Origin of the sequence: Streptomyces tatrensis (assembly GCF_049310065.1) — a bacterium.
GTDB lineage: Bacteria > Actinomycetota > Actinomycetes > Streptomycetales > Streptomycetaceae > Streptomyces.
On sequence record NZ_JBMDLB010000011.1, the window covers coordinates 3,165,338 to 3,179,023 of the forward strand.

Genomic DNA, 13,686 nt, shown 5'->3' on the forward strand with positions numbered 1-13,686 from the left:
GCTCCGCCCCAGACCCCGCGCCTCAAACGCCGGCGAGGCTGGATGCACCCAGCCCGTCCGGCGTTTGAGGACCGGGTCCGGGCAGCGCCCGGGGAACGGTGGAAGGGCGGGTCGGGGACTTCGCCCCGCAGGGTCGGCCCGCCACCGCGCGAGCGGGGCAGCAGGCGGCGGCCCGTACGCTGGCGGCGTGACGACCCGCCCCTCGGCCCGCGCCGCCATCGCCTCCGCCACAGACCCCGGCACCTTCACCGAACTCCCCACCCCGCCGGGGAACTCCGCCCCCGACGGCCCCCTCGGCTGGGCCGGCTACGACGACTCCCGCGCCCGGGCCGCCGCCCGCACCGGCGAGGACGAGTCCGTCGTCACCGGCACCGCCCTCCTCGGCGGCCACGAAGCCACCGTGATCTCCTTCGAGTTCGGCTTCCTCGGCGGGTCCCTGGGCCACCGCACCGGCGACCGCCTGGAGGCGGCGTACGCCCACGCCCGCACCCACCGCCTCCCCCTGGTCTCCCTCATCGCCACCGGCGGCTCCCGCATGCAGGAGGGCATGCTCGCGCTGACCCAACTGCAGCGCGTGGCCCGCCAGTCCGCCCTCACCCGCGCCGCCGGCCTCCCGCAGATCGCCGTCCTGCGCGACCCCACCACCGGCGGCGGCTGGGCCACCCTCGGGGCGGGGGCCGACGTGATCCTCGCGCTGCCCGGGGCGCAGGTCGGGTTCGCCGGGTCCCGGGTGCGGCCGCCGGACGCGGATCCGGCCGCCTACACCGCCGAGGGGCAGTACGCCGCCGGGCACGTGGACGCCGTCGTTCCCGCACCGGAGCTCCCGGCGACCCTGGCGGCCTGGCTGCGGGTGCTCGCCGCGCCCCGCTCCCCCGAGCCCGTGGAACCCCCCGCCGCGCTGTCCGCCGTAGCGCTGCCGCCCACGGGGTGGGACGCCGTCCGGCAGGCCCGGCACCCCGGCCGGCCGCGCGCGGGGCGGTACCTGGACGCGTACTTCGAGCTCCGCCTCCCTCTCTCGGGCGACCGGGCGGGCGGCACCGACCCCGGGATGCTGTGCGGGTTCGGGCTCCGCGAGGGCCGGGCCGTGGCCTACGCCGCCCAGTGCGGCACCGCCACCCGCCCGGCCGGGTACCGTACGGCGGCCCGTGTCATCCGGCTCGCGGACCGGCTCGGGATCCCGGTGCTCACCCTCGTGGACACCCCGGGCGCGGCCAACGACGCCGCCGCCGAGCACGCGGGCGCGGGCGCGGCCATCGCCGACGCCTTCGCGGCGCTCGCCTCGGCCGCGGTCCCCGTCACCACGCTCCTCATCGGCGAGGGCGGCTCGGGCGGCGCCCTGGCCCTGGCGGCGCCGGGGAACACCTGGGTCACCCCGGACAGCTACTTCTCGGTGATCGCCCCCGAACTGGCGGCGGCCATCCTCAAGCGCCCCCCGGAGTCGGCTCCGGCGACGGCGGACCAGCTGCGCGTCCGCCCCCAGGACCTGGTCGCCCTGGGGGTCGCCCGCGGCATCGTCTCCCCCGCGGAGGAGGAGGAGCCGACGGCCTAGACGGCTTAGCGCCCCCAGCTCCGGGCCGGCAGCTTCACGTCCAGCCGGTAGAGCCGGGTGATCTCCTGCGGGAACTCGTTGTCGTCGCTGACCAGCAGCAGCCGGACCCGTCCGGACCCGGCGCGGCCGTCGTCGTCCGTGACGACCATGCCCTCGACGTTGTCGACCAGCGGGTGGTTCTGCGGCAGCTTGGACGGCGCGCCCAGCGTCGGGCAGCCGTCGAGGTCGCCGATCGGCGTCTTGCGCGCGGTCCGCAGACCGGGACCGTCCGCCAGGGCCGTCACCTTCGAGGTGTCCGTGGCTCCCAGGGGATCGGCGAGGTACAGCCGTACCGTGATCTTGAACTGCTGTGTGAACCCGCGCTCCAGCACGAGCAGCCGGCCGTCGCGCGTCGGCGCGAGCTCCACCAGCCCGTGCCCGGCGTCCACCGGGTAGGCGTACTGCCGGCCCAGGACGAACTCGCCGCTCCGGCCCCGGCGTTCCCAGGTCTGGATCCGCTGGAGCGTCCGCCCCTGCGCGTCCTTGCCGTCGCCGGCCAGCACGCCCTCGACTCCGGCGACGAGGGTGTGTCCGCCGGGCAGCAGGGTCAGCGATTCGAAGGTCTGGTTGACGGTGGCCCGGCCCGCGGGTGCGAGCTTGAACCCGTCCGGGATCGGCAGCGAGCCGAGCACCTCACCGGTGCGGGCGTACCGCCGGATCGCCGGGGACGTCTCGTCCGTCACCAGGTAGGTGCCGTCGCGGTCGACGACGATCCCCTCGGAGTCGAGGGCCTTGCCCGCGCCGTCGGTCAGCGGCAGCCGCGCGGCGGCCGTGGCCGTCGGGGTGTCGCCGCGGCCCACGTTCAGCTTGTACAGGACCGACTTGTCGGAGATGGCGGCGATGCTGCCGTCCCGGTCCACCGAGAGCCCGGAGAGCCCGCCGACCAGCTTCCCCTCGACGAGGGTCTTGTCGAGGGAGTCCGAGTAGCCGGCGACCGAGAGGTACGGCGAGCAGGAACGGTCCTCCTTCGGCGCCCCGGGGGCCGTGCGGGCCGCGGAGGCCGCGAGGGCCTGCGGAACGAGGGTTCCGCAGAGCGCGGCGGTGGCCACGGCGGTGGTGACGAGCGTACGAAGGCGCATGAAGGCCTTCCTCCTGGATCAAAGGGGAGGTGCGAGGCGGGGGGTGGGAGTCAACTTCCTAACTGTCATATGGCTAACCGAAAGAAAACGGAAGACCCGGCAACGCAATGGCAACGAAACCGCCAACTTCCCTTCACACCCGTCCGGATCGGGCGAACCTCCCCGGACTGGTCCCCACGTGCCGCCCGAAGTGCCGTGTCAGGTGCGCTTGGTCGTAGAAGCCCGCCGCCACCGCGGCCTCGGCCGGCGGCATCCCCGCCAGCAGCAGCCGCCGCGCCTTCGCGACCCGCAGCCCGGTGAGGTAGGCGTGCGGAGGGAGCCCGAACGCCTGCCGGAAGCTGCGGATCAGGTGGGTGGGATGGGCGTGTCCCAGAAGCGCGGAAGCCTCCTCCAGGGTGATCCCGCCGAGGACCCGCGCATCGAGGAGCTCGCGCAGTCGTACGGCCGTGTCCGGGCCCGGAACCCCGTACGGGACCGCCCGGCGTCCCTCCAGCCACGTGCGCAGCCGCTCCTGGACGAAGGCGAGCCGCGACTGCGCCTCCAGCAGCTCGACCGCACCGGCCGGCAACTCCCGCGCGCCCAGGGCGCGGTGCAGTCCGTGGACCCGGTCGCGCAGGGCGGCGTCGAGCAGCAGCGGCGCGTCGACGGCGGCCCCGGTCAGCGCCTGGGGGAGGACGGACGCGTCGAGGTACAGCACGCGCTTGCGGAAGCCCGTCTCGGTGACGGTCCGCCCGTCGTGGACCACCCCGGGCGGCAGCAGGGCCACCGTGTCCGAGCCGCCGGCGCCGTGGCGTTCGCGGTCGAGCCCGAAGTCGACGCGGCCGCCGTCGAGGATCATCAGCGCCCACGTGTCGTGGACGTGGGCGGGGTAGGCGTGATCGGTGAACCGGGCGTGGAACACCTCGGCGATCCCCGGCACCGGCGGCTGCCAGGCCGAGACCGTGCTGGGGGGACGTATCGCGACCGGCATGTCAGGAACGTACAAGACCGGCCGGCGCGCGCTCGGGCAGCCTGCCCGCATGACGACATCCGAGAGCACGCAGGAGAACGGCCGCCCGGCGGCGGCCGTGGTGAACATCGCGGAGAAGCTCGCCGGCTTCACCGAGCAGTGGGCCCCGCGCCGCATCGCCCGGGTCAACGACTACGAGGTCAAGATCGCCAAGATCCAGGGCGAGTTCGTCTGGCACACCCACGAGGACACCGACGAGCTCTTCCTCGTGGTCAGCGGCACCCTGACGATCCGGCTGCGCGCCGGGGACGTCGTACTGAACCCCGGGGAGATCTACGTGGTCCCGCGCGGCGTGGAGCACTGCCCGCGGGCCGACGGGGAGACGGCGATCCTGATGTTCGAGCCCGCCGGCACCCTCAACACCGGCGGGCAGGCCGGCGACCGCACCCGCGAGCCGGTGGACGCGTAAGGGATCGCCCGGCCTCGTGCCGGAGCCCGCCCCTCAGGCCTGGGGCGACCGCGCGTCGTAGCGGGCGAACCCCCGCCACCGTGCGGCCAGCAGCGCCAGTACGAGGACGCAGCCGAGCCCGCCGCCCGTGATCGCCACGGTCGGGGAGGTGAGCTCGGCGGCGGCTCCGGCGAGGAAGTCGCCGAGCCGGGGCCCGCCGGCGACGACCACGATGAAGACGCCCTGCAGGCGGCCCCGCATCTCGTCCGGGGTCGCGGCCTGGAGCATGGTGGTGCGGAACACCATCGAGACGCTGTCGGCGCACCCGGCCAGGGCCAGGAAGAGCAGCCCGAGCCAGAGGTTCCGGGTCAGCCCGAACACCGCGATGGCCAGCCCCCACCCGGCGACGGAGAGCAGGATCGCCACCCCGTGCCGGCGGATCCGGCCCTGCCAGCCGGACAACAGCCCCCCGAGCAGCGCCCCGACGGCGGGGGCGGCCACGAGCAGCCCGACCGTCTTGGCGTCGCCGCCGTACCAGAGCACGGCGACGGCCGGGAACAGCGCCTTCGGCTGGGCCAGCACCATGGCGGCCAGGTCGGAGAAGAAGGTCATCCGGATGTTCGGCCGGGTCCCCAGGAAGCGCAGGCCGTCGAGGACGGAGGCCCGCCCGGTGCCGCCCGCCTTCCGTTCGGGCTTCATCGACGGCAGCCGCCACATCGCGTAGAGGGCGGCTCCGAAGGTGAGGGCGTCGATCAGGTACGCGGCCTGGTAGCCCCACCAGCCGACGATGACCCCGCCCAGTGCCGGGCCGGCCGTCATCCCGAAGGTCATGACCACGGAGTTCAGGGCGTTGGCGGCGGGCAGCTGCTCGGCGGGCAGCAGCCGCGGGATCATCGCGGACCGGGCGGGCCCGTTGAGCGCCCCGCAGAGGGACTGGAGGGCGACGACGGCGTACAGCAGCCAGATCCGGTGGTAGTCCAGGAGCGCGGCGCCGGCCAGGGCGAAGGACAGGGCGGCCAGGCCGAGCGCGCTGACCAGGCCGAGCTTGCGGCGGTCGACGGTGTCGGCGATGGCCCCGCCGTAGAGCCCGAAGGCGACCAGCGGGACGAGCGAGCAGAGGCCGACCAGTCCGACGGAGAAGCTGGAGCCGGTGATCTCGTAGACCTGGAGCGAAATGGCCAGGGCAGTCATCGCCTGGCCCAGCCAGGACACGATCCCGCCGAACCACAGCCGCCGGAAATCCGGGGAGGTTCTCAGCGGGGTGAGGTCGGCCAGTATGCGGCGTCGGGGGCGGATGGACGGGGGCGGAGCGGTCGTACGGGTCACAACGGATGATAAGCAGCCACCGCTCGGGCCCCGCCGGAACGGACCGTGCGTTCACGCACGCGCAACACTCACCCCACCCGGAACCCGGGCCCCGCGGCGGCACGTTCCTTGCCGCTAACTCGCCACTATCACCGGACATTTGACCGAATAGACGTGCGCTCCTCCCCTGGAGTTCAGCTCATGATGAAAAGACTCGTATGTCCAGGGAGGCGCAGTGATCGAACCTGGCACCAGCACCACGAGCACCAGCATCACGAGCACCGGCACCGGCACCGGCACCGGCACCGGCACCGGCACCACGAAGACAGGTGCACCGAGCGCGACCGATCCGGTCTTCCCGCTCACCCTGGGGGTCGAGGAGGAATTCCTCCTCGTCGACGCCCGCACCCTGAGGGTGGTCCCGGCCGCCCCGCTCGTCCTGTCCACCGCCGCGGGGCTCCCCCACGAACTGCACCCCGAGGGCACCCGCTACCAGGTGGAGATCTCCACCCCCGTCGCCGACTCGGCCGCGATCCTGCGCAGCGAGCTCGCCGGCCTGCGGCGCACCCTCGCCCGGGCGGCCCGCGCGCACGGCTGCCGGCTGCTGGCCGCGCCCTCGCCGGTCCTCGCCGTGGAGGGCCCGCTCCACCTGACCGACGACGAGCCGCGCCAGCGCGAGCAGGCACGGCGCTTCGGCGCGCTCACCGACACCCTCGTCAGCTGCGGCCGGCACGTCCACATCGGCACCCTCGACGTGGACACGGCGGTGGCCGTCTCCAACCGGATCCGGCCCTGGCTGCCCACGCTGATCGCGCTGGCGGCCAACTCCCCCTTCTGGGGCGGCCGCGACACCGGGCACGCCAGTTGGCGGGCGATGGCCTGGGCGGGGTGGCCCTCGGCGGGACTGCCCCCGCACTTCGCCTCGACGGCCCACTTCCGGCGCTCCGTGCAGACCCTGCTCGGCTCCGGGGCGGCCCTCGACACCAAGATGGTCTACTGGGACCTGCGGCCCTCGGGGAACTGGCCGACGCTCGAACTGCGGGCCCCCGACATGTCCCCGGACATCGACTCGGCCATCCTCCAGGCCGAGCTGTCCCGCGGCCTCGTCGCCACGGCCCTGCGCGAGATCGCCGAGCAGCGGCCCGACCCGCCCGTACGGGACGACGTACTGCGCCTCGCGCGCTGGCGGGCCGCCCACGACGGCCTGGAGGGCTTCGGGCTGGACCCGTACACGGGCGTCGAACTCCCGGCGGCGGACCTGGCGGAGGCGCTGCTCGACCTGGTGGCCCCCGCGCTGGCCGCGTCCGGCGACCTCGACCACGCGGCGAGGACCATGGCCGGCCTCCTGCGCGACGGCTCGGGCGCCCACCGCCAGCGCACGGCCTTCACCCGCCGCGGCGACCTGAAGGACGTCCTGCGCCACCTGGCGGACGAGACGGAGGCCCCCTGACCTCCGCCTGATGCCGCCGGAGCCCACCCCGGAGAACGCCGGGGCCGCAGGCGGGGCCGATCCCCCACCTGCGGCTCGCACCGGACCTGAACCGTACGGAGGCCGATCGTGGCGGACTTCTCTGCTCGGAGTTCAGAAGCGCTCATCGCCATCACCATGGCCGACATCGCCATCGTCCTCGTCGCCGGCGCGGTCCTGGGGTGGCTGGTCCGCTACGTGCGCCAGCCGCCCGTCGTCGGGGAGATCATCGCCGGCATCGCCCTGGGTCCGAGCCTCCTCGGCCTGCTGCCCGGAGACCTCCCTGCCCGCGTCTTCCCCGGCGAGGTCCGGCCGTACCTGGCGGCGATAGCCCACGTCGGGCTGCTCGTCTTCATGTTCGGCATCGGCTGGGAATTCGACAAGAGGTTGCTGCGGGGCCGGCACCGCACCGTGGCAGCGGTCTCGATCGCCTCGGTCGTGGTCCCCTTCAGCCTGGCCGTCGGGCTCGCGGCGCTGCTGTACGACCGGCACGACAGCGTCGGCGGAACGCGCATCCCCTTCACCGCGTTCGCACTGTTCATGGGCGCGGCGATGTCGATCACCGCCTTCCCCGTCCTGGCCCGCATTCTGACGGAACACCGGATGACGGGAACGCGCGTCGGCGCACTGGCACTGGCCAGTGCCGCCATCGACGATGTCCTCGCCTGGTGCCTGCTCGCCCTGGTGGCGGCCCTCGTGACCGCGTCCGGCGGTTCCGGGGACTTCGCGCGAACAGCCGTCCTTTCGGTGCTCTACATCGCGGCGATGCTGCTCGTCGTGCGCCCCCTCCTGGCATTCCTCGTGCGCCGCTGGGTCCGCGACCGAATGCCGCCGCAGTTCGTCGTGGTGCTCGTCGCCGGGCTGTTCCTGTCTTCCTACGTGACGACGTGGATCGGGATCCACGCGATATTCGGCGCGTTCGCCTTCGGCTTCGTCATGCCGAGAGAGCCGCGCGGCGTGCTCGGCGAAGGGGTGGAACGGCCGTTCGGCGGGATGAGCCTGGTGCTGCTGCCGGTCTTCTTCGTCGTCACCGGGCTGAACGTCGACATCGGCGCGCTGTCCGGCCGCGATCTGCTCGAACTGGCCGCCATCATCGCCGTCGCCTCCGCCGGCAAGCTGATCGGCGCCTCGGTCACCGGGAGACTGGCCGGACTGCCGTGGAGGGAGGCCGGCACCCTCGGCATCCTGATGAACACGCGCGGCCTCACCGAGCTGATCATCCTGAATGCCGGTGTCAGCCTCGGCGTCCTGGACGGCCGGATGTTCACCATGATGGTCGTGATGGCGTTGTTCACGACCGTGCTCACCGGACCCTTCCTTCCGAAGGCTCCGGTACGCGTCGACCGGGCCGGCTCCCGGGCCCGCCCGCGGGAGCCGGACGTCCTTCCGGTACGGGTGCTCAACGCCCGGCCGTCACCTGCCCCGAGAGCTCCCGGGCCGCGGCCGTGACGTCGGTGAGCAGGGCGTCGATGTCGTCCTCGGTCGTCGTCGGGTTGAGGAAGACGAGCTTGAGATGGACCTGCGGCGTGCCGTCCGGTCCGGCGATCTTCGTGCGGGCGAGCAGGGCGCGGCCGTCCGTCATCAGCTTGCGGCGCACCGCCGCGTTCCAGGCGCTCTCGTCCGCGACCGGGGTCCCGTCCACGGGGGTGCAGCGGAAGATGACCGTGGTGAGCAGCGGGTCCGCCACGAGTGTCAGGCCGTCGGTGGCGGCGATCCGGCTCGCGGCGTAGCGCGCCTGGTCGTGGCAGGCGTCCACCCAGTCGCCCATGCCCTCGCGGCCGACCGTGAGCAGCGTGGCGGCCATCTTGAAGGCGTCGGAGCGGCGGGTGGTCTGGAGCGAGGTGCCGAGCAGGGCGGTGAAACCGAGGGCCTCGTCGTCGGACGGGTTGAGGTAGACGGCCTGTTCGTCGAGGCACTCCATGTGCCGCCGGTCACGGACCACGATCACGCTCGAAGAGGCCGGGGTCCAGCCGAACTTGTGCAGGTCGAAGGCGACCGAGTCGGCCCGGCCGAGGCCGTCCAGGAGCGGGGACAGGCTCGGCGAGAACAGCGCGCCGATGCCGTAGGCGGCGTCGACGTGCAGCCAGATCCCGTACTCGCCTGCGAGGTCCGCCAGTTCGGGCAGCGGGTCGAAGGAGCCGTGGTCGGTGGTGCCGGCCGTGGCGACGATGGCGATGGGGACCTCGTCGGCGGCGAAGCCCTCGACGATCCGGCGGGCCTCGCCGGCGAGCATCCGGCCCCGGTCGTCCACCGGCACCTTCACCACGGCGGACCGGCCGAGCCCCAGGAAGCCGGCGGCCCGGGCGACCGAGAAGTGGGCGGCGGCGGAGCACAGGATCCGCGGGCGGACCTGGCGGCCCGCGAGTCCCGTCGCGGACACCTCGCCGGTGTCCTTCAGGGCGCGGTCCCGGCTGAACAGCAGGCCCATCAGGTTGGAGATGGAGCCCCCGGGCGTCAGGGTTCCGCCGGCCTCCGCGCCGAAGCCGACCCACGAGGCCATCTCCTGGATGAGCTGCCGCTCCAGTTCGAGCGCGAACGGGCCGCTCTCCCAGGCGTGCAGGGACTGGTTGAGTGCGGCGGCGAGCATGTCGGCGGCGGCGGACGCGGCGGTGGGCGCGCACTGCATGCGGGCCACGGCCGAGGGGTGGGTGAGGTCGACGGCCCCCATGGCGTACGCCTCGAAGAGTTCCGTCACCCGCTGCGCGCTGGGCTCGTCGGTGAGGAACCGTCCGCCGCCCAGCACCTCGCGCACCGCGGCGGAGGCCGCCTCGGGCCCGCCGGGCGCGACCGGGCCGCCCCGCTTGAGGGAGGCGTCGCGGAGGGTGCCGAGGGCCGTGTCCAGGAGGCTCCTGAGCTGCTCCAGACCCTCCGGACGGCCTGCGAGGGCTGCGTTCCTGCCAGTGGAGATCATGACTGCCGGGTTCCTTCGGTGAGGGTGGGAGAGGGGTGGGAGGCGGGGGCTGGGGCGGGGGCCTTGCGGGAGCCGCGGATGACCCCGATCGAGGCGGCCACGACTGCGATCAGGCCCGCCACCTGGGCCGGAGCGAGGGTCTCGTGCAGGACGAGCAGGGCGACCAGGGCCCCGATCGCCGGTTCCAGGCTGAGCAGCACGCCGAAGACCAGGGCCGACACCCGGCGCAGGGTCTCCATCTCGCAGGTGTACGGAACGAGCGAGGACAGCATCGCGACGCCGAAGCCGAAGATCAGGATCTCGGGGCGGGCGAGCGTCTGCGCACCCTCCGCGAGCCCGGCCGGCAGGGAGCACAGTGTGCCGAAGGCCATGGCGAGCGCGAGCCCCCCACCGCCGGGCATCACCTTCCCGACTCTGGCCGACAGCGGCACGTACGAGCCCCAGAAGACGGCGCAGGCGAGGGCGATCAGCAGGCCGGTGAGGCCCGCCGCGCCGCCCTGCCAGCCGAGCAGCGCGATGCCGACGGCCGCGAGCACGATCCAGAGCCGGTCACCGGCCCGGCGCGAGGACAGGCCGGCGATCGCGAGCGGGCCCGCCATGCCCACGGTGAGCGCCACCCCGACCGGCATCCTGGCCATGGCCAGGTAGAAGCAGATGTTCATGCCCGCGATGGCCACGCCGAGGGCGGCCACCGCACTCGCCGTACGCCGGTCGAGGCGCACGGAGGGCCGCCACCAGAGCAGGAGCACGAGGGCCGAGAAGCCCAGGCGCATCAGGGTCACCGTCGCCGGGCCGACCGTGCCGAACAGCTGCTTGGCGAAGACCGCGCCGAGCTGGGTGCTGACCATGCCGATGAGCATCAGGGCCGGGGCCGGGACCACACCGATGCCCCGGCGGCCGGCGGCCGCGGCGGGACGCACGCCCGCCTTCGCGTCCGTACCCGCGCTCGTGCTCGTACCCGTACCCGCGCTCGCGCTCGTACCCGTACCCGTACCCGTACTCGTGCTCGTGCTCGTTCCGATGTCGATGCTCATGGCGTGAGCAGGACCTTTCCGGTGGTGCCGCGGCCTTCGAGCAGCTCGTGCGCCCGCGCCGCCTCGGCCAGCGGCAGCCGCGCCTGCACGTTCGGGCGGACGACGCCCTGGGAGACGTAGCGGAACAGCTCGGCGGCCGCGGCCCGCAGGGACGGCGCGTCCGGCACGTGGTCGGCGAGGGTGGGACGGGTCAGGTAGAGCGAGCCGGCGGTGCGCAGCAGCTCCACGTCGAACGGTGGTACGGGGCCGCTGGACAGGCCGCAGACGACGAGGGTGCCGCGTCGGCGCAGGGCCTTGACGCTGGTCTCGAAGGTGGCCGCGCCGACCGAGTCGTAGACCACGTGCGCGCCCTCGCCGCCGGTGAGTTCGCGCACGGCTTCCCCGAACTCCTCGTAGGGGACGGCGTGGTGGGCGCCGGCCGCCAGAGCGGTCTCCCGCTTCTCCTTGGTGGAGGCGACGGCGATGACGTTCGCGCCGCGGTGCCCGGCCAGCTGTACGAGGAGCTGGCCCAGGCCGCCGGCGGCGGCGAGGACGACGACGGTCTCGCCCGCCGCCACCGGGTGGGTGGTGTGGCTGAGGTAGTGCGCGGCGAGGCCCTGGAGCAGGACCGCGGCCGCGTCGTCGAGGGTCACCGTCTCGGGGACGGGGACCAGCTTGGCCGCGGGGACGGCGGTGTACTCGGCGTAGGCGCCGAGCTGGGTCGCGTAGGCGACGCGGTCGCCCGGGGCGACGTCGTCGACGCCCTCGCCGACGGCGGTGACGATGCCGGCGGCCTCCTGGCCGGGGACGAGCGGGTACGGGGCCGGGTAGGTGCCGTTGCGGTAGTAGACGTCGATGAAGTTGAGGCCGACGGCGGTGTTGCGGACGACGACCTGGCCGGGGAGGGCGGCCGGTTCGGGGAGTTCCGTGGGGGTGAGGGCGGAGGGGGCACCGGCCCCGGTGACGTGGACGGCTCGCATCAGATTTCCTCGGTTCGCGGGGTGCGGGTGGCGCGGACGGGTGCCGGGGCGGGGCGGGGCCGGGCGAAGGCCGGATCCTCCTCCTGGAAGACGTGGCGGAAGTGGTTGATGTCGCCGGTGAGTCCCCGCATCAGCGTGTCCAGGGCGGGATCCGGGCCGTCGACCGTGTGCAGGAGCTCGGTGTTGCGGCGTACGTGGGCCGGCGAGAACGGCAGCGCGCCCATCGACAGGTAGCGGATGGCGCCCGAGCGGTCGCGCCGGGGGATGAGGTCGGAGCGGGCGTACCGGCTGGCGCTGAAGGGGATGTCGAGCCGGCCCTCCGCGAACGCCTCGACGATCGCCTCGATCAGGTCGGCCCGTTCCAGGAGCGGCTCGACGAGGTCGGCGACCTCTTCGAGGATCCACCCCATCTCCCGCTGTACCTGGACGTCGTCGACGGTGATGAAGTCGAGGAGCGGCGAGTTGGCACGGTCGGCGAGCCGCAGGCCCTCCACGTTCGCGGCCGTGTCGGGGATCCCGTACGCCTCCTGATGGGTCTTGGTGATCAGCTTGGAGGCGCCGCCGAGCCGGGCGACCAGCGCGCCGTAGAGGATCAGGTCCTCCGCGTTGCCCCGCTCCCGGGGGAAGACGCCCATGAACTCGTGGAGCACCGCGTGGACGGTGACCCCGGCGGGAAGGTAGCGCTCGGCCAGCACCGGGATGCTCCGCAGGGCCGCGATGTCCTGGGCGAGATGGCCGCCCTGCGGGTACGCCACGGAGATGCAGCGCACGCCGGCGCGGGCGGCGAGGACGGCTTCCAGGACGCTGATGGCGAGGCTGATGGATGGCGGTACGAGGACGGCGGTGAGCGTGCCGAACAGCTCGCGGTCGATGACCACCCCGTGTTCGGCGAGCTCCCCGCACCGCCGGTCCACGTCCTGCCAGGCACCGAGGGACTCGGCGAGCGGGACGGCCTTCGAGTAGGGCAGGTTGTACGAGATCCCGCCGCCCTCGAAGGAGGTGATGCCGGAGGCCACGGACACGTCGAACAGGATGCGGGCGTCCGGGGAGCCGTGGCGGATCTCCAGCGGCGCCGCGATCAGCTCGTTGATCTCGCGGCCGCGCTGCCAGCCGTGGGCCACCATCGGGTAGCCGTTGAGGTCGCCGGGGCGCAGGTTGAGGGTGCGCAGCGCCTCCTCGAACCGCAGCAGGCGGGTGTGCGAGTCGATGGTGAGGGTCAGGATGTCGGGCGCGGCCTCTGCCTCCAGGGTGGCGAGGAGCGCCTTCATCTCCTCGTGTCCGCCGACGCCGCAGCGCGGCTGGATCGCCACCCGGCCCTGCGCGCGGCACCGGTCGAGGACCTCGGCGGCGGTGGGCTTGCCCAGCGAGGTGATGTAGGCGGCGGACTCGGCCGGTGTCGGCAGTGGCGCCCCCGTCGTGTCGGGGCGCGGTGCCTTGCCGAGCGCCCGGAGCGAGGTCGGGCTCATGACGCCGCCAGCGCGGAGGTCACGGCGACGCGCTCGCGCTCGGCGCGCAACGCGTCGAGCAGGCCGGGCAGTTCGGACGGGTCACCCAGGATGTGGTCCACGCCCGCGGCGTAGAGGCGGTCGTGCGAGGAGCCGTCCTTGTGGCTGCCGACCGACAGGTTGCCGCCGACGATGACGGGGCAGGCGATCCGGCCGGACTGCTTGGCCCGGTCGAGCCCGCGCAGGTCCTCGTGGACGTGGCCGTTGAGACTGCCGATGACCACGGCCTCGGCCTCGGGGTAGCGGGCGCACGCCTCGGCGAACTCCTCGACGGGGGTGCAGGTGCCGAGGTTGACGACGTCGAAACCGAGCCCGCGCAGCGAGTACGCGATGAGGTGGTTGGCCACGGCGTGGCTGTCGCTGGCGGCGACGCCGAGGATGACGGTACGAGCTGCAGTGTCCGGGTGGGAGGTGGTCCGCATCGGTGAGTTCCTGGATCA

12 protein-coding genes are annotated in these 13,686 nt (G+C 73.7%); 4 read left to right on the forward strand and 8 right to left on the reverse strand.

What is annotated here, in order from left to right:
* Positions 1–187: 187 nt before the first annotated feature.
* Positions 188–1,549 carry a carboxyl transferase domain-containing protein gene (locus ACODT5_RS30180; protein ID WP_422522313.1) on the forward strand — a complete coding sequence of 454 codons (1,362 nt, stop codon included), beginning with the start codon at positions 188–190 and terminating at the stop codon, positions 1,547–1,549.
* 5 nt (positions 1,550–1,554) lie between these two features.
* On the opposite strand, the gene ACODT5_RS30185 is transcribed toward ACODT5_RS30180, so the two are convergent.
* Complete coding sequence (locus ACODT5_RS30185; RefSeq protein ID WP_422522314.1) at positions 1,555–2,667, reverse strand: esterase-like activity of phytase family protein; 1,113 nt, start codon at positions 2,665–2,667, stop codon at positions 1,555–1,557.
* 133 nt (positions 2,668–2,800) lie between these two features.
* Positions 2,801–3,637 carry a helix-turn-helix domain-containing protein gene (locus tag ACODT5_RS30190; protein ID WP_422522315.1) on the reverse strand — a complete coding sequence of 279 codons (837 nt, stop codon included), beginning with the start codon at positions 3,635–3,637 and terminating at the stop codon, positions 2,801–2,803.
* 49 nt (positions 3,638–3,686) lie between these two features.
* Between ACODT5_RS30190 and ACODT5_RS30195 the strand changes: the two genes are divergently transcribed.
* The gene (locus tag ACODT5_RS30195) at positions 3,687–4,085 is read left to right on the forward strand and encodes a cupin domain-containing protein (protein ID WP_422522316.1); all 399 of its coding nucleotides are present in this window, start codon (positions 3,687–3,689) and stop codon (positions 4,083–4,085) included.
* A gap of 33 nt (positions 4,086–4,118) precedes the next feature.
* Here the strand turns inward: ACODT5_RS30195 and ACODT5_RS30200 are convergent, their stop codons facing one another.
* A complete protein-coding gene (locus ACODT5_RS30200) occupies positions 4,119–5,390 on the reverse strand; it encodes an MFS transporter (protein ID WP_422522317.1) in 1,272 nt (423 codons plus the stop codon).
* A gap of 214 nt (positions 5,391–5,604) precedes the next feature.
* Here ACODT5_RS30200 and ACODT5_RS30205 point away from each other — a divergent pair, with 214 nt between their 5' ends.
* The gene (locus ACODT5_RS30205) at positions 5,605–6,819 is read left to right on the forward strand and encodes a carboxylate-amine ligase (RefSeq protein WP_422522318.1); all 1,215 of its coding nucleotides are present in this window, start codon (positions 5,605–5,607) and stop codon (positions 6,817–6,819) included.
* A 108-nt stretch (positions 6,820–6,927) separates the two neighbouring features.
* The gene (locus tag ACODT5_RS30210; RefSeq protein WP_422522319.1) at positions 6,928–8,286 is read left to right on the forward strand and encodes a cation:proton antiporter; all 1,359 of its coding nucleotides are present in this window, start codon (positions 6,928–6,930) and stop codon (positions 8,284–8,286) included.
* Here the strand turns inward: ACODT5_RS30210 and ACODT5_RS30215 are convergent.
* From ACODT5_RS30215 to ACODT5_RS30235, 5 genes are read right to left on the reverse strand one after another with little or no spacing between them, the layout of a single operon-like run.
* Positions 8,237–9,748 (reverse strand): pyridoxal phosphate-dependent decarboxylase family protein, encoded by a 1,512-nt coding sequence (locus tag ACODT5_RS30215; protein WP_422522320.1) that lies wholly within the window; start codon positions 9,746–9,748, stop codon positions 8,237–8,239. The genes ACODT5_RS30210 and ACODT5_RS30215 overlap by 50 nt on opposite strands.
* A complete protein-coding gene (locus tag ACODT5_RS30220; protein WP_422522321.1) occupies positions 9,745–10,782 on the reverse strand; it encodes an EamA family transporter in 1,038 nt (345 codons plus the stop codon). Before ACODT5_RS30220 ends, ACODT5_RS30215 begins: the two co-directional genes overlap by 4 nt.
* Positions 10,779–11,741, reverse strand: coding sequence for a quinone oxidoreductase family protein (locus ACODT5_RS30225; RefSeq protein WP_422522322.1), 963 nt, complete (start codon positions 11,739–11,741; stop codon positions 10,779–10,781). Before ACODT5_RS30225 ends, ACODT5_RS30220 begins: the two co-directional genes overlap by 4 nt.
* Entirely contained in the window at positions 11,741–13,207 is a 1,467-nt protein-coding gene (locus tag ACODT5_RS30230) for a methylaspartate mutase (protein ID WP_422522323.1), read from the reverse strand. Before ACODT5_RS30230 ends, ACODT5_RS30225 begins: the two co-directional genes overlap by 1 nt.
* On the reverse strand, positions 13,204–13,668 hold the full coding sequence (locus ACODT5_RS30235; RefSeq protein WP_422522324.1) for a cobalamin-dependent protein: 465 nt from the start codon (positions 13,666–13,668) through the stop codon (positions 13,204–13,206). The genes ACODT5_RS30230 and ACODT5_RS30235 overlap by 4 nt, the downstream gene beginning before the upstream one ends.
* Positions 13,669–13,686 lie beyond the last annotated feature (18 nt).

Excerpts from the sequence above, each read along its gene's own strand:
- ACODT5_RS30185 (WP_422522314.1), bottom strand. The coding sequence starts at position 2,667 with ATGCGCCTTCGTACGCTCGTCACCACCGCCGTGGCCACCGCCGCGCTC.
- ACODT5_RS30190 (WP_422522315.1), bottom strand. The coding sequence starts at position 3,637 with ATGCCGGTCGCGATACGTCCCCCCAGCACGGTCTCGGCCTGGCAGCCG.
- ACODT5_RS30195 (WP_422522316.1), top strand. The coding sequence starts at position 3,687 with ATGACGACATCCGAGAGCACGCAGGAGAACGGCCGCCCGGCGGCGGCC.
- ACODT5_RS30215 (WP_422522320.1), bottom strand. The coding sequence starts at position 9,748 with ATGATCTCCACTGGCAGGAACGCAGCCCTCGCAGGCCGTCCGGAGGGT.
- ACODT5_RS30220 (WP_422522321.1), bottom strand. The coding sequence starts at position 10,782 with ATGAGCATCGACATCGGAACGAGCACGAGCACGAGTACGGGTACGGGT.
- ACODT5_RS30225 (WP_422522322.1), bottom strand. The coding sequence starts at position 11,741 with ATGCGAGCCGTCCACGTCACCGGGGCCGGTGCCCCCTCCGCCCTCACC.
- ACODT5_RS30230 (WP_422522323.1), bottom strand. The coding sequence starts at position 13,207 with ATGAGCCCGACCTCGCTCCGGGCGCTCGGCAAGGCACCGCGCCCCGAC.
- ACODT5_RS30235 (WP_422522324.1), bottom strand. The coding sequence starts at position 13,668 with ATGCGGACCACCTCCCACCCGGACACTGCAGCTCGTACCGTCATCCTC.